Consider the following 18,434-nt stretch of genomic DNA (forward strand, 5'->3'; position numbering starts at 1 on the left):
ATTCGCCAATATTCGTCAAAATCCTTCATCCTTGCAAGGGAAATTTCATTGCAATGTTTTCTAATTATATGCTCCTCTCAATTACAAGCCCAAAAAGGAGAATATCACATTCCATGCTACAAGAACCAATTCTACAACAATCCGTTCATTCCTTCCACAATATATGGGACTCACTATTTACCAACATTTGTCGAAGTATGCGATCTCTCAGTTCTTCTTAACTAGTATACGCGTCAAATACAAAAAAATCCTGCTGAGCCTTGACATTCGGAATATTTTATATACCACTTCAAAAACATGGAACCACTATGATTTCTTACCCTTTCTACCTACTCTCTAATCCTATGAAGTTTATCTTAGAGGTAATGCTCAAAGAGATAAGAAAAAAGCGCCTTTATATCTAGGCGCTTTTTCATTTGTTCATCAGTATTATTGGGATTTGTTTACAGCCGCTTGGGCTGCAGCCAATCGGGCGAGAGGAACTCGGAAAGGTGAACAACTCACATAATCAAGACCCGTATCGTGGCAAAAACGAATCGAATCTTTCTCCCCACCGTGTTCTCCACATATCCCTGTTTTTAGATCAGGTTTAACCTCCCGACCCATTCGTACACCCATTTCTACCAGTTTGCCTACTCCTCCAGTGTCCAGCGTGATAAATGGATTTTCAGGCAGGATTTTTTGATCAATATACTGATGAAGGAATTTCCCCTCGGCATCATCTCGACTATAACCAAAGGTCGTTTGGGTCAAATCATTGGTGCCAAAGGAGAAGAAGTCAGCTTCTTCAGCGATTTCACCCGCTGTTAATGCCGCACGAGGAACCTCAATCATGGTCCCTACTGTAAAAGGAATTTCGCGTCCAGTTGTCTCTTTAACTCGGATGGCGGTCTCTTCTACTAATTGCCGCATTTCACGAAGTTCATTTACATGGCCCACCAGAGGAATCATGATTTCCGGCTGAACGTTATACCCTGCTTCTTCTGCTTCTACAGCAGCAAGGAAAATTGCCTCCACTTGCATTGTGTAGATTTCTGGGTAGATCAAACCAAGGCGGCATCCTCGATGACCTAACATCGGGTTAAATTCGTGTAAGGTACGTACTTTACGCAGCAGATTCTCTTTTTCTCTTAAATGGACAGGATTGGTATCTGGTGTAGCAGAGAGGCGAGCTACCTCTGTAAGTAAATCTTCTAGGTTAGGCAAGAATTCATGAAGGGGGGGATCCAGGAGTCGAATCGTCACAGGAAGCCCGTCCATTGATTGAAAAATGCCTTTGAAATCCTCTTGTTGCAGTGGCAATAGTTTTTGTAATGCTTCTTGTCGCTCTGCTATATTTTCAGCGAGGATCATATCGCGAACGAGGGGCACTCGATCTGATTCCATGAACATATGCTCTGTACGGCAAAGTCCTACACCCTCTGCTCCAAATTCCCTTGCTTTTGCAACATCGGTAGGATTGTCTGCGTTGGTTCGAATGTTAAGTTGACGAAATTCATCCGCCCACTTCAAGAGAGTTTGAAATTCATCTGAGAGTTCGGGATCAATCAATGGAACTTGACCTTTGATTACTTTCCCAGTCCCTCCATCGATGGAGAGCAATTCCCCTTCTTTGACAATGGTATTTCCTGCGACCAATTTTTTCTGTTTTAGATCAATTTGTAATTCCTCACAACCGCAGATGCAGGGCTTACCCATCCCTCGTGCAACAACAGCAGCATGACTAGTCATTCCGCCGCGACTCGTCAAAATGCCCTGAGCAGCAACAATCCCATGGATATCCTCAGGCGTCGTTTCAGGTCGGACGAGAATCACTTTTTTTCCATCCTGGGAGAAACGTTCAGCACGATCCGCATCAAAGACGACCAATCCTGAGGCAGCACCCGGGGAGGCGGGAAGTCCTTTCGTAAGCACATTCAACTTGGCATCTGGATCGATTCGTCGGTGAAGGATCTGGTCCAAATGATCAGGGTCGACCCGTTTGATCGCTTCCTTTTGCTCAATAACTCCTTCTTTCACTAAATCAACAGCAATTTTAACAGCGGCATGAGCCGTCCGTTTTCCAGAACGTGTCTGCAAGATGTACAGTTTTCCGCGTTCTACGGTAAATTCGATGTCCTGCATATCCTGATAATGATTTTCTAACCGTTCACTGATTTTGCAAAATTCCGCATAAATCTCTGGCATCCGATCAGCAAGTGATTGGATCGGTTCGGGAGTGCGAATACCAGCAACTACATCCTCCCCTTGGGCATTGATCAGATACTCTCCATATAGCTTCTTTTCCCCAGTTGAGGGGTTACGTGTAAAGGCAACACCCGTACCCGAATCTTCTCCCATGTTGCCGAAAACCATCATCTGTACATTGACAGCTGTACCTAGATCATCCGAAATTTTATGGATTTTACGGTAAATTCGAGCCCGTTGATTATTCCAAGAATCAAAGACAGCAATAATCGCACGATGGAGTTGCTCTTCTGGTTGCTGAGGAAACTCTTTTTTGGTTTCCTCACGAACAATCTCCTTAAAGCGATGAATCACTTCCCGCCAATCCTCCGCAGTAAGCTCCGTATCCGAGGAGATGCCACGTTCCCCTTTGCATGCTTCGATCACTCGCTCAAAGCGATAATGGGGGATTCCCATGACTACATCACTAAACATCTGGATAAACCGACGATAACAATCCAGTGCAAATCGTGGGTTGTTGGTCAAAGTAGCTAGCCCTTCAACAGTTTCATCATTGAGTCCTAAGTTGAGTACCGTATCCATCATTCCAGGCATTGAAACGACTGCCCCAGAGCGAACAGAGACGAGGAGAGGGTCCTTTGCATCCCCTAATTTTTTACCTGCTTGCTTCTCTAAACGAGCTAAAGCATCGGCTATTTCCTGCTTCCGTTCATCAGTCAATGTCTGGTTCTCACGATAATAGTTCAAACAAGCCTCCGTACTAATAGTAAAGCCTGAGGGAACCGGTAACCCAACCCGAGTCATTTCCCCCAAGTTGGCTCCCTTCCCCCCTAATAAATGCTTCTCTTCCAAACGACCGTCCTCAAATGAAACTACGAATGCTTGGCTCACGTTAGACCGCCTCCTGTTCGAAAGATATCAAAGATGATATTGGCGGTTTCTTCTACCGCTTTATTGGATACATCGATAATCGGACAACCTACACGCTTGATCACTTTTTCGGAGTACTCTAACTCCTGTAAAATCCGTTCCATATTTGCATAGTTTGCTTGGGATGTTAGACCAAGTGATTTGAGTCGTTCGCGACGAATGCCATTTAATTGATCTGGATCAATTGTAAGACCGATACATTTTTCTGGAGGCACTATGTACAATTCTTCAGGCGCCTCTACCTCAGGGACAAGAGGAACGTTGGCCACTTTAATTCGTTTATGGGCGAGATACATTGAAAGTGGAGTTTTCGATGTACGAGAGACACCAATCAGAACGATATCTGCCCGTAATAGCCCACGGGGATCTCTGCCGTCATCGTACTTCACAGCAAACTCAATCGCCTCTATTTTACGGAAATATTCTTCATCCAAGCGGCGAACCAAACCTGGTTCCCGTTTTGGATCTCGCTTGTACAACCCTGCAAGTCCCTCCAACATAGGACCCATTATATCAACCACAGGCACAGAGGCCTTCTCCGCTTCTTCTAAAAGATATTCCTGCAAATCAGTTACAACCATGGTGAAGGCGATCATACCATGAGTCTCTGCTGCCGCCTGTACAGTCTCGAGGATAATTTTTTTATCATCCACATAAGGGATGCGACGAATATCCACATCTCCACCATTAAACTGACTAGCTGCTGCACGAACGACGAACTCCGCTGTCTCGCCTACAGAATCAGATAAGAGATAGATAGTAGGGTGATCCGTTGTGCTAGAAATAGTTATTCCCTCCCTGGTTCTATACAGGCGTACCTTCGCCTAATTCGACAAAAGCTTTGGTGACGGTCGTTTTAGTGATTCTACCTACCACTTCGACACCTTTTTCTGATGAGGACTCCTTCACCACTGGTAGGGCATCCACTTGATAACGGATCAATAACGCCGCCGCTTCCAGAAGTGTATCATCTAGCTTACATGTCACAATGTTGGGCATGCGGGTCATGATAACACCGATGGGTGTCTGAGCTAACTCTCGACTACCCATCAAACTTTTAAGAAAATCCTTCCGAGATACAACCCCGATTAAGAGTCCTCCTTCTCGAACAACAAACAACGTTCCAACATCTTCTAAGAACATTGTGCACATCGCATCATATACGGTGGTGTCCTCTTGACAAACGACTGGGATAGATTTGTGCTCTTTTACAGTCAACTTACGAATATAATCCCCCAACAATTGATTGCTGGACTTACCAGCATAAAAATAACCCACTCGTGGGCGGGCATCCAAGAAACCTGACATAGTCAGGATAGCGAGATCTGGTCGTAATGTCGCCCGGGTCAAACTCAACTTTTCTGCAATTTGTTCTCCAGTGATCGGCCCTTCACCCTTCACGATCCGTAGGATCGTCTCCTGGCGTTCTGATAGCTCGATAGCATGGCACCCCCTTGCAACACGTGAAATCAATCATTTATGACATACTTAAATGGTTTATTTCTTATATAGTATATACTATATTGCCCTTGTCTGTTGCGCAACCTTTTTTCGACAATTTGCAACCCTGCGGGACATAAAATGTCCAACTATAATCATAAAGCATTGTCTAATTAATTGAATAATTCCTATGAATGGGTCTGTTTGCCAACGAGTATCTTTCCTTATAGAATGAGTGCAGAGAAGTAAGACGGGAGGAATCCACCCATGTTATTTACCAATCAGATGGCTATTCGATATGAGCCATCCAGTCAGTCACTTTCTTCGGATCCAGATTTTCAATGGGCGGAAATCCCACTTCCTAATACTACCAGTGTTTGGTCTACGCTTCATGATCATGTTCAAAAAACAGAGATCCAACCAATCGCATTCCGGGCCCCTGATCGGTTCGGTCTAGGAGCAAATTTTCCAAAAAAGGAAGAATGGATCCACCTTTTTGAAACCATTGCTCCACTCTTTGGTGGGCGATACCGCTTCCTCATCTGTCATGGAACTACAGTCACTTTAGATGAGGTATTTGCTTATCTTGATGCTCGACCACGCGATTTCAATGCTCTCCATGATTATAAAACGAACTATGTCGAGCAGGTAATCGAACAGTTACAGTATCTCACGATTCTCGCTAAACCCTATGGAATCCATATGACCATTGAAAATGCCCCAATGGGGGGAACTACCTATTTTGAACCCGATAAAGGTTACATTCATCCTGCCCTGCGCACCCCACGCCACCTATTGCGCATTGTGGAGGCAACAGAGGTAAAGCTATGCTTTGACACATCCTACGCACGCATCACCTCAAACGCACTCAGCTACATGCGACGTTCTCGAAGCTTATTTGCCGCTGCCACTGAAAAAGAAATTCTTAATGCCGCATCGGATTGGAACCAGTTCTATAGTCAAGTAAAGTCGGCCACCTCACTGATCAGGCTTTCTTCTTCCCTCAGTTGGGGCGATACACCCGATACCTGTCATATCCCTTTTACATCCTCTACCGAACCTGAACTATTGAAGTTTTCTGAGCTTGTTTCACCCAAAACCCCGATCATTCTACCTTTTAGTGGAGATAAAAGAAAATGGACTGAGTGGAAAACACGTATCAAGGGATTAAAGAAGAAGTAAGTAGGATCAAGACATTCTTTCAAGAAGGCCCGAACGGTCCGACTTTATTATTTTCCTCGCCAATCATTCAGACTCCTGTGAACTCATTCTCTTTTCTAACGCCAATTTATGGTTATCATTTAGCAAAATAAAAAGAGGGCATTTATCCACCTTCATAGTGAAAAAATACCCACATAACATAACTATCTATTTCAGTAGCGTAGACTACGTCTTCCTCGAATCAAGAAGCAAACACGATCTTTTTAAAGAGAGCAAATCGGCTAACTAAAGCATCAATCTGTTGTAACAGGGCGAGACGGTTATTGCGATTCGCAACATTCTCATCCATTACTAGCACATCGTCGAAGAAACGATGGATCACGGGTGCCAGTTTGCTGATTTCATCATACATACCCTGTGCATCCTGACGCGCCTCCGCTTTGGTAAAGGCTTCTCCTGCATTGCCAATAGTAGCGAGGAGTTCACGCTCTGCCCAGGCTTCTAAAAGATCACGGTTGATCGTCAACCCAGGTTCTCCTTTGTCCGCCAAATTAGCTGCACGGCTAAATCCTTCAACCACTTGTTTAAACTCATCTTTTTCCACTTCGCGCACCAATACCCGTGCTTTATCGAGCATCAAGGACGGTGTTGTCGACTCTCCTGTAAGGAGAGCATCGATAATATCATAACGTATCCCTTCTTCCTGAAGAAGGGCCTTCAGCCGCAGGTCAAAGAAAGCGGTCAATTCATCCTTCACTTCATCTGCAGGACGTTTCAACCAACCATCCTCAGTTAATTGGTCCAATGCCAGATCAAAAAGAGTGGAAAGGGTGAGACTTTTCCAAGTTGAATCGGCAAGGATTTGAATCACGCCAGCAGCACGGCGCCGCAGACTATACGGATCCTGAGAACCTGTCGGCTGAATTCCAAGGCTAAATGCAGCCACAACCCCATCCAACTTATCCAGTAAGCTGATCAGCGTCCCTGCTGATCCTTTTGGTGAACGATCATTCGCAAAGCGAGGATAGTAATGCTCCTCGATCGCTTCAGCTACATCCTCTGATTCACCGGCTTGCTTGGCATACACTTGACCCATCACCCCAGAGAGTTCAGGGAATTCATTGACCATATAGGTAGAAATGTCAAACTTACAAATATCAGCGGCCCGAAGTAAGGTCTTCCGCTCGCCATCCTCTAGTTCCAAACGATCCGCTAGGGTCTCGGCCAGTGCCCGGATACGGTGAACATGATCGCCAATGGTACCCAGACCTTCAAAGAAGATCACATTGTTCAACTTCTCGACTGCCTTTTCAATACTCAGTTTCTGATCTTCTTCAAAGAAGAAGCGAGCATCTGCTAGACGCGCGGAGAGTACCTTCTCGTTCCCCTTTGCTACTTTACCTAGAGAGCACTCATCTCCATTTCGAACCGTGATAAAGAAGGGAAGAAGTTTCCCATTCGCGTCTTCAACTGGGAAGTAGCGTTGGTGTTCACGCATCGTTGTAATTAAAACGGATGCAGGAAGTTCCAGGTAAGCTTCGTCAAAGGAACCAGAGAGCGCTGTCGGAAACTCTACCAAATGAGTAACTTCCTCTAGTAAGTCTCCATCAATAGGGATTTGCCAGCCCTTTTCCTTTTCTAACCGAGCAAGCTGGGAGCGAATATCTGCCCGCCGAGCTTCAATATCTACCACTACCGCTTGCTCTTTGAGAATATCCTCATACTGTTCCGCAACGGGTATCGTTGCCTCTGCTCCCAGAAAACGATGTCCTCGTGTTACCTTGTCCGCTGTCACACCTGCCCATGTAAAGGGTACTACTTCTTCACCAAACAGCCCTACTAACCAACGAACGGGGCGAATAAAGCGAAGGCGACGATTCCCCCAACGCATCGATTTAGGGAAAGTAAGGGCACTTAGAACCTCAGGAACACCCTCTTTTAATAGCTCCACCGTCGCCCGTCCCTTCACATGACGACGAGCAAATACGTAGGTTTCCCCTTTGTACTCCTCTAGTACAAGATCGGCTGTGGTAAGTCCTTGTTTACGAGCAAACCCTACAGCTGCCTTGGACCATCCACCGTCTGCCCCTACAGCAATACGCTTTGCCGGTCCGCGCACCTCTTCTTCTACATCAGCTTGCCCCTCCACAACATCCCGCACACGAATCGTCAAGCGGCGCGGAGTAGCGAAGGTTTCCGCTACACCGTGGGCGATATGATTCTCATCCAGCCAATGAAGCATTTTCTCTTCTAATTGAGTGAGACTATCTGGCACAAAGCGTGCAGGCATCTCTTCCACACCTATTTCTAATAACCAGTCCCGATTAGGCATTTTCTTCCCCTCCCTCTTTCAGCATTGGAAACCCTAAACGTTCCCGTTGCTCTACATATAGCTTTGCACAGCGCCGTGCCAACCCCCGTACTCGGCCAAGGTATCCCGGACGCTCCGTAACACTAATTGCACCTCGTGCATCGAGCAAATTAAAGGTATGGGAGCATTTCAAAACATAATCATAGGCAGGGAATACCAAGCTTTCTTCGATGGCTCGCTTTGCTTCTTCTTCGTATTGTTCAAACCAGCGGAATAACTTGTCCGCATCGGAGATTTCAAAGGTATATTTGGAGTGCTCATACTCCGGTTGCTTAAAAATATCCCCATAGGTAACTCCATCCACCCAGGTCAATTCATAGATATTTTCTTTATCCTGGATATAGGAAGCAAGACGTTCCAAACCATAAGTAAGTTCAACAGAAACAGGATCGGCTTCCAACCCACCCACCTGTTGAAAATAGGTAAATTGGGTAACTTCCATCCCATCCAACCATACTTCCCAACCCAACCCTGCGGCACCCATTGCGGGGTTTTCCCAGTTATCTTCAACAAAGCGGATATCATGTTCTAAAGGATTGATCCCAAGAGCTTTTAGACTCTCTAGGTAGACTTCCTGGATATTATCTGGAGAAGGCTTCATAATTACCTGGAACTGATGGTGTTGGTAAACCCGGTTCGGGTTCTCTCCATAGCGCCCATCCGCTGGACGGCGGGAAGGCTCAACATAGGCTACATTCCATGGTTCAGGTCCTAGACTACGTAAAAAGGTCATCGGGTTCATGGTTCCTGCACCCGTTTCAACATCATAGGGTTGAGCCAAGACACAACCTTGTTTACTCCAAAAGGATTGCAGATTCAATATGATATCTTGCATGTTCATACTAAAAGACACCTCCATATAAAAATAAAGAATCTCCCACCCCTATAGAAAAAGCTCCATAGGGACGAGAGATTCTCCCGCGGTTCCACCCTATTTGATCGGAGTCACTTCCGATCCCCTCAATTCAATGCACTCAGGACCGCCCTTCACCGGCTTTGCTACCAGGCTTTCACCATCCCTGGCTCGCTATATGCAATCCTACCGGCTACTCTTTTCCGTCATCGCGCCAATGTTGATTAGTAATTAACATATATCAAAGGTCGGGACGTCTTGTCAACGTCTTCCTTTAGATTGGCTTATTTCCTCTCCTTACCCCAATCACGCTTCAATTGATCCAAAAAAATTCTGGATTTTAGTTTCAGACCCGTGTATTCGTCACTAAAACAGCGCATGACACGTTCTAATTGGAGTTGAGTCTCCTCTCTCACCTGTACTTGACCAAGGCGATCTGGTGTCATTCGTTGCAATTGTTTTAAAATACGTGCAGAAGCTGAGGAGAGAGGGATCCGATGGGGATCTCGATAAAAACAATTACTGCATAAAATCCCACCCATCTGAACACTAAAGGCAAAGGGTTCTTCTGTTCCTCTGCAACTGACGCACCTATCCAAGTGTGGCCGATAACCTGCTGATTCCAACACTCTTAATTCAAAAATCCGGCTAAGAATCTCTGGATCGACACCCGCTTCCAAGCGATTCAACATCGAAAGTAATAGTTCATATAGCAAGGGTGCTGGTTCTTTTTCCTGAATCATGTTATCAAGGTACTTTACCCAATAGGCCGCATAAGCGGTGTAAAGCAAATCGGAACGTAGGTGAACATGGGATTCCAATATTTCTGCTTGAGTGATCGTTCCCATTCCTGAACCAGAAAAACAGAGAAAAAAGCCCAAAGTAAACGGCTGGGTTGCAGCTCCCAGCCGACTTTTGGGCTTTTTTGCACCACGTGCCATTACGGCAAACTTGCCCTGTTCCCGTGTAAAAATCGTCACTATTTTGTTACTCTCTCCGTAGTCTCGGGTACGGAGGACCACACCTTCGATCTTTGTCAGCATTGGCCCCCATCCTTACACTTCGACTTTCTCTTCAGTTACCCGAAGGTTCTCTTCTTCCCCTTGCTTCATCAGCATATCTGCGTCTTTAAATAACAGATAAGCATCGATGTCGCCTGTAGCCTCGAAACAATTCCAGGAAAAGCTGCGCACTGGTGCATCATCCTCTCCGCCGATGAATTGCCATGTTCACGTCGTTAGTATGACCTGGAAGGGAAGTCGGTAACCTGAAAGTCGATTGTGATTTGTTTCCACCTCGTAAAAGTTGACAATCGATTTTTTCTCTGATCAGTGTTCGTCCTGATAGCCTAGAGAACGTAACATAAACTCTTCATTGCGCCAATCTTTTTTTACCTTCACCCACAAATCAAGATAGACTCGGCTTCCTAAAAGACGCTGAATATCCTCACGTGCCCGTCGACCGACTTCCTTTAACATGGAGCCCTGTTTGCCGATCAGGATCCCTTTTTGCGAAGAACGCTCGGTATAAATCGTGGCACGTACATAAACCGTTTCATCCTCTTCTTTCATCATTTCCTCTACGTGTACAGCTACGGAGTGGGGAATCTCTTCCCGGGTTAAATGAAGTACTTTTTCTCGTACTAATTCGCCAACGATAAATCGTTCAGGGTGATCGGTAACATACTCGGAAGGATAAAATGCAGGCCCTTCTGGTAGCCGTTCTACCACCAGCTTCATCAAGGTGTCGGTATTATTTCCTTGTAAAGCAGAAATCGGTACGACTTCACTAAAGGGGTAGAGCGTCCGATATTGATCAATAAAGGGTAGAAGCTCATCGGGATGGACTTGATCGATCTTATTAACAATGAGAAAGACTGGGGTTTTTACATCCTTAAGCAAATCCATTATAAAGCGATCTCCCTGCCCCAATCCTTCTTTTGCATCGACTAATAGTAAAATTACATCCACTTCCGCAAACGTATTCCGAGCTACTTTCACCATATAATCCCCTAATCGGGATTTAGGTTTATGGATCCCTGGGGTATCCAAAAAAACCACTTGCTCTTCTTCGGTTGTATGAATTCCTTGAATACGATTGCGTGTTGTTTGCGGCTTGTCTGACATGATTGCAATCTTCTGCTTAAGGATATGGTTAAGGAGGGTGGATTTTCCGACATTGGGGCGTCCGATTAGTGCTACGAAACCAGATCGATGCTTATGTGTTTCTCCATCATTCCGCATCATTTAAATCCTCCTTTGTAAATGCCCCCGGCAACAATTCCTGTACAGTCGTCATCGAAATCTTATTAGCCAGGTTACTAAGTACCACCGGCATCTCTGGAGGACACAATTCCACAAGGACCTGCCGACATGCTCCACAAGGCGTCACGGGCTCCTCTGTATCCGCCACTACAGCCATAGTGACAAACTCTGTTTCCCCATCTGAAATTGCCTTAAATAAGGCCGTCCGTTCAGCACAGTTGGCAAGTCCATAGGATGCATTCTCCACATTACACCCCTGTATCACTTCTCCCTTTGCTGTAAGCAGAGCGGCACCAACCTTAAACTTCGAGTAGGGTACATACGCCCTTTGACGAGCCATCTTTGCTTCTTCAACCAACTGTTCGTAATCCATACTTTAATCTCCTTCTTCCAACTGTACGGATAGATATAACCCAGTTCCCCCTCTCACCTTCAATAGGAGGGGGCAATCTATGTAATCAGCCGTTTTAGCAATTACATCAATCGAAATGCAATGACCGCTACTAAAGCTCCCAGTATCACACCCAAAATAGCCGGGTTTTTCCGTTCTTTGTTATGAAGAATGGTCCCCATCATCAAAGCCGTCAGTAGGATGAGTAACAATGTAGCCAAAAGATTATGGACAATCACCATCAAGGAAGTAGCGATACAACTGGCCAAAGACGTTGTCATACTTGGTTCCCAGTTCCATTTTCCTAGTCGATGGGCGACCGCTTTAATCATTAGGGTGAGGAAAAAGTTAAAAGCGATGAGAGCCGCTAATCCGATATTGCGCGAATAGGGGGTCCCTTCGAGGTGAGAAAGTGAGAGAAAACCCATATAGGGATAAAAGACACTTACCCCGACTACAACAGCCATTCCGGAACACAGAAGAACGGCACCTGCTGCTACATCTTTTGCTACCTTGGCTAAGGGATGAAATTCCTCTGTCACCAGATCAATCACAGCTTCTACTGCTGTATTAATTAGCTCTGCTACAATCACAAGCAGAATACAGACAAAGAGGATCAGCACTTCTACCTTTCGCAAAGGTAAGTACAAAGACAACAGAAGTACGATCAGAGCTGCGATATAATGAATTCGCATATTACGCTGGCTGACTAGTGTGTACTTCAATCCTTCCAAAGCATAACGGAAACTAGCCAGTAACTTGGACAACCAGATCATCATCGTTACCTCGACAATCCTAGTGGGGATAAAATCTCCTCTTGACGAGCAAACATCTTTTCCTCTTCTTCCTCTGTTCCATGATCATACCCCAGTAGATGGAGAAAGCCATGAACAGCAAGAAATGCAAGCTCTCGTTCCAATGAGTGCCCATACTCGATAGCCTGTTCCTTGGCATGTGGCAAGGAGATAACAATATCTCCTAGAGGTACGGGCATCCCTTCTTCAACATGGCGAGGCTCCCCTGGTTCCCATTGGGGGAAGGATAGGACATCTGTCCCACGGTCAATTTGGCGAAATTCCCGATTAAGGCGTTGGATCTCTTCACTATCAGTGATCATGAGGAAAACTTCAGCATCCTCCTCTGTCACCTTTTCTAATTCTGCCGCGGTTTGTAAAGCCTGTTCTACCTTGGCTAAGACTTGCTTCTCCGCCTCATCTATAGAAACCTGAACATCAATTTCTATGTGTAAACTCATTGTAGTTCCGCTCCTTTTACCCTTAGCCAGGGTACTCGATGCGAGTGACACTCATAGGGATTTACTCATCTATAGGACTCTAAAGACACAAAAGAGCCCGAGATTGACTCCCTCACGAGCCGAACCCAGACACTTTTCCTGCGCAACAAGGGGCAACCCTTTCCCCTGCTTAAGTCACACATTGACTTTGTACGAGGAAGAGAGGTTATTCCACCTGGGCGTAGGCATCGATCACTTTTTGCACCAAGGTGTGGCGAACCACATCAGCTTGGGTGAGATAAACAAAGGGAATCTCCTCCACAGGCTCCAGTAGCTTCTCCGCTTCTCTAAGACCGGATTGTTTACCCTTCGGTAAATCCACCTGGGTAACATCTCCTGTGACAACCATCTTAGAACCAAAGCCAAGTCGTGTGAGGAACATCTTCATCTGCTCATTGGTGGTATTCTGCGCTTCATCTAAGATAACAAAAGAATCCTCTAACGTACGTCCCCTCATATAGGCCAAGGGAGCTACCTCGATTAAACCCCGCTCCATCAGCTTACCCACCTGTTCTAATCCCAACATCGTGTATAAGCTATCATAGAGGGGGCGCAGATAAGGATCTACTTTTTCCTGGAGGTCACCTGGTAAAAAACCAAGACTCTCCCCTGCTTCTACCGCAGGTCGAGTCAATACAATTCGTTTCACTTTATTATTTTTCAAAGCGGTTACCGCCATGACAACAGCTAGGAAGGTTTTTCCTGTACCTGCGGGACCAATCCCAAATACGATATCGGACTTTTGGATGGCGCTTACATAATGACGCTGTCCAAGCGTTTTGATATGAATGGATTTCCCCTTATGTGTTGTGCCAATCTGTTCATCATACAACTCGAGTAACTCGTCCGCTAACCCTTGTCTGGCCAATCGTTCCGCATAAATCACATCACGTTCTGTCAGCGAGATACCACGTCTAATCAAACTTAATAATACACGAAACAGGTGACTAAGCATCTCTAACTCATCTGTAGAGCCAGAAATGACCACCTCTTCTCCTCTGGATACGATCTTAGCAGAGGTACGATCCTCAATCATTCGCAAAAAGCTATCTTGGGGACCAAAGAGAGCAAGAGCTTCGTTTCCATCTCGTAGTCGGATTTTTATGATGTTCTCCTTTTTTGGCAAGTGACTCATTCTCCTTGCAAAATCGGTTGTGGACTAGCTATATTTTCAATTACAGTAAAGTGGATCTTCATTACAACTTTACCACTCTGCTCACTCGCGTGCAAAATTTTTTCCTCTAAAATTCGTCCATCCTCTCCTAAACGGCTCAGCATTTGGACACGTGCTTGTTGACGCCCAATCAAGATCCCATTTTTTTGGGAAAGTTTTCGATACACCCATTTCATAGCTAATTGCTCTTCTTTGACCCACCCAAAGGGTAAGGTCCATTTCCATACATTAATTTTATGGACCCTTTGAATAAATTCTGCCTCTCCCTCCAAATCAGTGGTAATGAAGGGTAACCGTACGACTCGGCCCGCTAGATAAGGATGAGTCTCACGAACTCGACGGCCAGTGTAAACTTTTCTTTTTTGAGTGAGCGGTACCGTCACAGTGGACTCATACCATACCTCTCCTAATACCTTTCCCTCTGCACCAACAAACTTTTCCTCTATTGGATCATCTTTAACCGTATCAGGAGTCTTTTTTTTATCTCCATACCGTCCGGAAACAATCAGTTGGCCTTTCTTCACAATATCATTCACATCAACTAAAGGGTGTCCTCTCTCGACCTGAATATCCGTAACCATGCCACTTCGTTTAGCCACCAGATTGACTCGACGATGTTCACCTTTTTGCTCTTCCTCAGTGATTCGTTTTTTTTCGACAACGGTCAGAATCGCGCGTGTTCCCTCTATCCGAAACCCTACCCAGGAGAGACGTGGGATCTTTTCCATTAAATGATGTTGTAGATGACTTATTTTTGGGATTTGACTCTTCATCTGTCCCACATAAACCCCTTCCTGCTGAAGGGAGGATAAAATTTCTCGTGTAGGGACAATTTCATTACCCTCCACTTCCACTGACCATACCAGGGAAGAGAGAAAGATAATGATTGCTATAAAAAGACCCATTCCCCATAAAAAAAAATGTCTGCGTTTTACCCTTGCAATCCAGAAGGGTAACCCAACCTTATTCCGAATTCTCACCCTTGTCTTTGTACTCCGTAAAAAGGGGCGTAAACGATAAAAATCTGCCACAGGAATTGTTAAGCAAATTCGTTGGTCATCCACCCAGAGGATTTTAGAGAGGTGTAGTCCAGCCTTTGTGGCTTGATTGATAAAGTCAGCAAGGTTCTCTCCTCTGATATCAATGTGAAGACTACCTTTAAATGATTGTGGCCATTGATTTTGCATGGAACTCTCCCCTTAATCCAGGTACTTCACCTCGGAAACGGTTCCGTCTATCCATATATCATGGGAATAAATTGCCTGGATCTTTAATTGGGCCCCGATGATTTGTAATACTCCCCGCGCGGTTCGCAGTCGAATCTCCCCATCAGAAAATTTTTCGACTCCATGGTGGTTCTCCACATGAACTCGATAAGGTCCTATTATCAGGATCCGAGGCACATCCGTCATCACATCCTGGGGGATATCCAACAAATCCGAAGCGAATTTACGCACTCGACTTCCGATCTTCCGCATGGAACGGCCCTCCATCTTCTTGACTCCACCTTATGCACCGTTGTCCCACTTTATGTGAAAAAACCGCTTAGATGGTAGTCAGGGGATCGTAGCAGTATATGTAGGATGGATTTGTCCGATGAAAAATAAAGCGATGCGTTTTACGCATCGCCAATTTCACCATGAGTTCGATTCAGTTGTTATTTACCTGGTTGCTGTTGTTGTGCTTGACGCACTAAACGCTTCGTAATTTCTCCACCTACTGAACCATTCGCACGAGAAGTACTTCCTGCACCGAGTTGAACGCCAAATTCAGCAGCGATCTCCTCTTTGTACTGGTTTACTACGTTAGCAGCTTGTGGTACAAGTAAACGATTACGAGTAGCCATTTTCTTTCACCCCCTCCTCTTGTAACTCTAGTGTGGACGGAATAGAGAAAAGCAAGTCACGCACTTGTTTCCAAGGGAAGAAGTGGAAATAGGCTTTCCCACGTATGAAAAGGAGCCGATGAAATCATCGGCTCCTAACATTGCTACACTATCTCCTATCTCACAATTACCGCATTCTGTTCCGTCGACGGCGAGCTACCGGAGGGTCAAGAATTTCCTTGAATATGATGGCTTGCTTCCATCCCTGTTGGGAAAGCTTAGGTATCGCTCTCCCTCGCTTCTTCCTCACCACAGTTCTTTGGCTATCTACAGATAACGGAATATGCAACCTGTTGGTTGGTCGATCCCGCTCTATTTCTATATCCCGTCCGAGGGTTTGAGCAGTTTGAGCAGAACCATAAGCGTCTTCGGCAGAGTGCTCTCCTTGTTGTAACGAAGAAGGTTTTTTCATTCTATTTCTATTCATTGGCTTCCGTTGCCGAACTGGTTTTCCATTCGATTTACTTTTTGAGAAAAAGGTCTTTATTAACCAACCCACCCAATACACGATCAAGATCAAAAACAAATATCCAAATTCAGAGACTAACTTAAACAACCAATCCATTGCTGACACCTCCTACTGCTTAAGAGCCCTCTTAAGCATCCTCCTCATCCGAGCGAGAGATGGATTTGCGCATATCGGTGTCCGCCATCACATTTTGCATATTGTAGTAATCCATTACACCAAGCTTTCCTTCGCGTAGGGCCTGGGCCATCGCCATGGGAACTTCCGCTTCAGCCTCCACTACCTTCGCACGCATTTCCTCTACACGAGCACGCATTTCCTGTTCCTTAGCAACAGCCATCGCTCGGCGTTCCTCTGCCTTCGCTTGAGCAATGTTTTTATCGGCCTGGGCTTGGTCCATTTGTAGTGTTGCCCCAATATTTTTACCTACATCTACATCTGCGATATCGATGGACAAGATCTCAAAAGCAGTCCCTGAATCCAGGCCTTTATTAAGTACTGTATTTGAAATCATATCTGGGTTCTCCAGCACTTCTTTATGGCTATTGGCAGAACCATTTGTGGTAACAATTCCCTCACCAACACGGGCAATAATCGTCTCCTCACCAGCACCACCGACAAGCCGTTCGATATTGGCACGGACCGTTACCCGAGCGATTACTTTTACTTCAATCCCATCTTTGGCAACTGCGGATACGACGGGCGTCTCAATCACTTTAGGATTTACACTCATCTGTACCGCTTCTAGCACATCCCGGCCAGCCAAATCAATCGCCGCCGCACGCTCAAACATCAAGTCGATATCCGCCCGTTGCGCTGCAATCAACGCATCAACAACTCGGTTCACATTCCCCCCAGCTAAGTAGTGCGTCTCCAATTGCTCAATCGAAACATCCAGCCCAGCTTTCCGAGCTTTAATCAGGGGATTCACAATGCCAGCAGGAGTGATCCGTCGTAGTCGCATACCGATCAATGTCGTCAAGCCAACATATACACCCGATGCCATTGCAGAGATCCAAAGCATAATCGGTACAAATGTAAAGAGAAGCGCTAAAGCGATGACCCCACCAATAATTAGTAAAATAGCTCCGATTCCGATTTCCATATCCAATCCCCTTTCTCAAATCATTCCTTCAACACAACCATTTTATTATGGAGAGAGGTGAATCCCTTCTACTTATAACCTGGTACATCTCACTTTATTCTACTTATCACTTTGAATTTCTTTTTCCTCTAAAAGCTTACGAACAATTACTCTCATTCCTTCCACTCCAACAACCACTACTGGTTCACCGCTCGCGATAAACCCTCCATCACTTACAACATCCTGCCGTACGCCATCGATTTCCGCAGTCCCTGAAGGACGTAGAGGTGTAATCGTCTTTCCTTGTCGTCCGGTTAACTGGGCCCGTTCTTTTTGAGACACATACCCTGTCTCATTTTTCTGAGAAGAAAATAACACGAATCGTCTCCAAGTATCTCGAATCCCTAGGATTTTTACTGCACCAGCTACGATCACTCCACCTATCACCATCGCCAAGAGAAGGGAGATAAGCCCCACCGTTGTATCATAGGTGGCATAGACCACTCCAGCGGCAAAAGAGATGAAACCTAATATACCAAATATGCCGCCGGGTACTACTAATTCAATCCCCATCAATAGTAACCCAATTACGATAAATAGCAATGTTTCGTAACCAGCAAACCCAGCGATGTAGTTGCCAAAGAAGTAAAGACCAAAAGATATGAGCCCAATACCCCCAGCTACACCAAAACCGGGGGTCAATAACTCGATAAACACTCCCGCTAATCCGAAGATTAGCAATAGCATAACGACATAAGGGTTAGTGACAAACTCTCCTAATTGTTCAGCAAAGGATGAGTTGTCCGGTACCTTTGCTGATGATTCCGCCGCTGCATAGCCAAAAGGTACAACGAGCGAACCAATGGTCCCTAACAATGCCAGCAAATAAAAAGCGGAAATACTCTCCTTCCATCTATTCATCCATTCACCCCCC

The 18,434-nt window shown here is 45.4% G+C and carries 19 protein-coding genes; 1 reads left to right on the forward strand and 18 read right to left on the reverse strand.

Translation table 11 applies throughout. From position 1 onward, the window contains the following. Positions 1–429: 429 nt before the first annotated feature. The 3 genes from ppdK to ccpN are packed head-to-tail and all read right to left on the reverse strand — an operon-like array spanning position 430 to position 4,590. Positions 430–3,078 carry a pyruvate, phosphate dikinase gene (ppdK, locus tag BLV90_RS01785; protein WP_091735182.1) on the reverse strand — a complete coding sequence of 883 codons (2,649 nt, stop codon included), beginning with the start codon at positions 3,076–3,078 and terminating at the stop codon, positions 430–432. Then, positions 3,075–3,902, reverse strand: coding sequence for a pyruvate, water dikinase regulatory protein (locus tag BLV90_RS01790; protein ID WP_091735185.1), 828 nt, complete (start codon positions 3,900–3,902; stop codon positions 3,075–3,077). The genes ppdK and BLV90_RS01790 overlap by 4 nt, the downstream gene beginning before the upstream one ends. 19 nt (positions 3,903–3,921) lie before the next feature. Beyond that, positions 3,922–4,590 (reverse strand): transcriptional regulator CcpN, encoded by a 669-nt coding sequence (ccpN, locus tag BLV90_RS01795; RefSeq protein ID WP_281241990.1) that lies wholly within the window; start codon positions 4,588–4,590, stop codon positions 3,922–3,924. Between the two features lie 234 nt (positions 4,591–4,824). Between ccpN and BLV90_RS01800 the strand changes: the two genes are divergently transcribed. After that, positions 4,825–5,739: an apurinic/apyrimidinic endonuclease family protein gene (locus BLV90_RS01800; RefSeq protein WP_091735188.1), complete on the forward strand. Its 915-nt coding sequence runs from the start codon at positions 4,825–4,827 to the stop codon at positions 5,737–5,739. Positions 5,740–5,959: 220 nt separating this feature from the next. On the opposite strand, the gene glyS is transcribed toward BLV90_RS01800, so the two are convergent. The 15 genes from glyS to BLV90_RS01875 all read right to left on the reverse strand — a co-directional run bounded on the left by glyS (position 5,960) and on the right by BLV90_RS01875 (position 18,421). Continuing rightward, positions 5,960–8,050, reverse strand: a complete 2,091-nt coding sequence (glyS, locus tag BLV90_RS01805; RefSeq protein ID WP_091735191.1) for a glycine--tRNA ligase subunit beta — start codon at positions 8,048–8,050, stop codon at positions 5,960–5,962. Beyond that, complete coding sequence (glyQ, locus tag BLV90_RS01810; RefSeq protein ID WP_091735194.1) at positions 8,043–8,930, reverse strand: glycine--tRNA ligase subunit alpha; 888 nt, start codon at positions 8,928–8,930, stop codon at positions 8,043–8,045. The genes glyS and glyQ overlap by 8 nt, the downstream gene beginning before the upstream one ends. 296 nt (positions 8,931–9,226) lie before the next feature. Then, positions 9,227–9,985, reverse strand: coding sequence for a DNA repair protein RecO (gene recO / locus BLV90_RS01815; protein WP_091735197.1), 759 nt, complete (start codon positions 9,983–9,985; stop codon positions 9,227–9,229). 12 nt (positions 9,986–9,997) lie between these two features. Further along, entirely contained in the window at positions 9,998–10,135 is a 138-nt protein-coding gene (locus tag BLV90_RS01820) for a YqzL family protein (protein WP_091735200.1), read from the reverse strand. Positions 10,136–10,270: 135 nt separating this feature from the next. Beyond that, positions 10,271–11,185 (reverse strand): GTPase Era, encoded by a 915-nt coding sequence (gene era / locus BLV90_RS01825; protein ID WP_091735203.1) that lies wholly within the window; start codon positions 11,183–11,185, stop codon positions 10,271–10,273. Further along, positions 11,175–11,579 carry a cytidine deaminase gene (locus BLV90_RS01830; protein ID WP_091735206.1) on the reverse strand — a complete coding sequence of 135 codons (405 nt, stop codon included), beginning with the start codon at positions 11,577–11,579 and terminating at the stop codon, positions 11,175–11,177. The genes era and BLV90_RS01830 overlap by 11 nt, the downstream gene beginning before the upstream one ends. A gap of 101 nt (positions 11,580–11,680) precedes the next feature. Then, positions 11,681–12,376: a diacylglycerol kinase family protein gene (locus BLV90_RS01835; protein WP_091735209.1), complete on the reverse strand. Its 696-nt coding sequence runs from the start codon at positions 12,374–12,376 to the stop codon at positions 11,681–11,683. Between the two features lie 2 nt (positions 12,377–12,378). Continuing rightward, positions 12,379–12,852: an rRNA maturation RNase YbeY gene (ybeY, locus tag BLV90_RS01840; RefSeq protein ID WP_091735212.1), complete on the reverse strand. Its 474-nt coding sequence runs from the start codon at positions 12,850–12,852 to the stop codon at positions 12,379–12,381. A 205-nt stretch (positions 12,853–13,057) separates the two neighbouring features. Then, positions 13,058–14,026, reverse strand: coding sequence for a PhoH family protein (locus BLV90_RS01845; RefSeq protein WP_091735215.1), 969 nt, complete (start codon positions 14,024–14,026; stop codon positions 13,058–13,060). Continuing rightward, entirely contained in the window at positions 14,023–15,252 is a 1,230-nt protein-coding gene (gene yqfD, locus BLV90_RS01850) for a sporulation protein YqfD (protein ID WP_091735218.1), read from the reverse strand. Before yqfD ends, BLV90_RS01845 begins: the two co-directional genes overlap by 4 nt. 12 nt (positions 15,253–15,264) lie before the next feature. After that, entirely contained in the window at positions 15,265–15,543 is a 279-nt protein-coding gene (gene yqfC / locus BLV90_RS01855) for a sporulation protein YqfC (protein WP_177167843.1), read from the reverse strand. A gap of 179 nt (positions 15,544–15,722) precedes the next feature. Next, positions 15,723–15,911, reverse strand: coding sequence for an alpha/beta-type small acid-soluble spore protein (locus BLV90_RS01860; RefSeq protein ID WP_091735223.1), 189 nt, complete (start codon positions 15,909–15,911; stop codon positions 15,723–15,725). A gap of 166 nt (positions 15,912–16,077) precedes the next feature. Next, positions 16,078–16,515: a hypothetical protein gene (locus BLV90_RS01865; RefSeq protein WP_091735226.1), complete on the reverse strand. Its 438-nt coding sequence runs from the start codon at positions 16,513–16,515 to the stop codon at positions 16,078–16,080. A 31-nt stretch (positions 16,516–16,546) separates the two neighbouring features. Then, entirely contained in the window at positions 16,547–17,521 is a 975-nt protein-coding gene (gene floA, locus BLV90_RS01870; protein WP_091735229.1) for a flotillin-like protein FloA, read from the reverse strand. Between the two features lie 99 nt (positions 17,522–17,620). Continuing rightward, positions 17,621–18,421, reverse strand: a complete 801-nt coding sequence (locus tag BLV90_RS01875) for an NfeD family protein (RefSeq protein WP_091735232.1) — start codon at positions 18,419–18,421, stop codon at positions 17,621–17,623. Positions 18,422–18,434: the final 13 nt, after the last annotated feature.

Origin of the sequence: Marininema mesophilum, from assembly GCF_900106775.1 — a bacterium.
Lineage (GTDB): Bacteria > Bacillota > Bacilli > Thermoactinomycetales > DSM-45169 > Marininema > Marininema mesophilum.

What these genes read in the sequence shown, in the direction of transcription:
- BLV90_RS01865 (WP_091735226.1), bottom strand. Translation starts at nt 16,515, where the DNA reads ATGGATTGGTTGTTTAAGTTAGTCTCTGAATTTGGATATTTGTTTTTG.
- recO (WP_091735197.1), bottom strand. Translation starts at nt 9,985, where the DNA reads ATGCTGACAAAGATCGAAGGTGTGGTCCTCCGTACCCGAGACTACGGA.
- floA (WP_091735229.1), bottom strand. Translation starts at nt 17,521, where the DNA reads ATGGAAATCGGAATCGGAGCTATTTTACTAATTATTGGTGGGGTCATC.
- era (WP_091735203.1), bottom strand. Translation starts at nt 11,185, where the DNA reads ATGCGGAATGATGGAGAAACACATAAGCATCGATCTGGTTTCGTAGCA.
- glyQ (WP_091735194.1), bottom strand. Translation starts at nt 8,930, where the DNA reads ATGAACATGCAAGATATCATATTGAATCTGCAATCCTTTTGGAGTAAA.
- BLV90_RS01875 (WP_091735232.1), bottom strand. Translation starts at nt 18,421, where the DNA reads ATGAATAGATGGAAGGAGAGTATTTCCGCTTTTTATTTGCTGGCATTG.
- yqfD (WP_091735218.1), bottom strand. Translation starts at nt 15,252, where the DNA reads ATGCAAAATCAATGGCCACAATCATTTAAAGGTAGTCTTCACATTGAT.
- BLV90_RS01860 (WP_091735223.1), bottom strand. Translation starts at nt 15,911, where the DNA reads ATGGCTACTCGTAATCGTTTACTTGTACCACAAGCTGCTAACGTAGTA.
- BLV90_RS01830 (WP_091735206.1), bottom strand. Translation starts at nt 11,579, where the DNA reads ATGGATTACGAACAGTTGGTTGAAGAAGCAAAGATGGCTCGTCAAAGG.
- BLV90_RS01845 (WP_091735215.1), bottom strand. Translation starts at nt 14,026, where the DNA reads ATGAGTCACTTGCCAAAAAAGGAGAACATCATAAAAATCCGACTACGA.
- yqfC (WP_177167843.1), bottom strand. Translation starts at nt 15,543, where the DNA reads ATGCGGAAGATCGGAAGTCGAGTGCGTAAATTCGCTTCGGATTTGTTG.
- glyS (WP_091735191.1), bottom strand. Translation starts at nt 8,050, where the DNA reads ATGCCTAATCGGGACTGGTTATTAGAAATAGGTGTGGAAGAGATGCCT.
- ybeY (WP_091735212.1), bottom strand. Translation starts at nt 12,852, where the DNA reads ATGAGTTTACACATAGAAATTGATGTTCAGGTTTCTATAGATGAGGCG.
- BLV90_RS01835 (WP_091735209.1), bottom strand. Translation starts at nt 12,376, where the DNA reads ATGATGATCTGGTTGTCCAAGTTACTGGCTAGTTTCCGTTATGCTTTG.
- BLV90_RS01800 (WP_091735188.1), top strand. Translation starts at nt 4,825, where the DNA reads ATGTTATTTACCAATCAGATGGCTATTCGATATGAGCCATCCAGTCAG.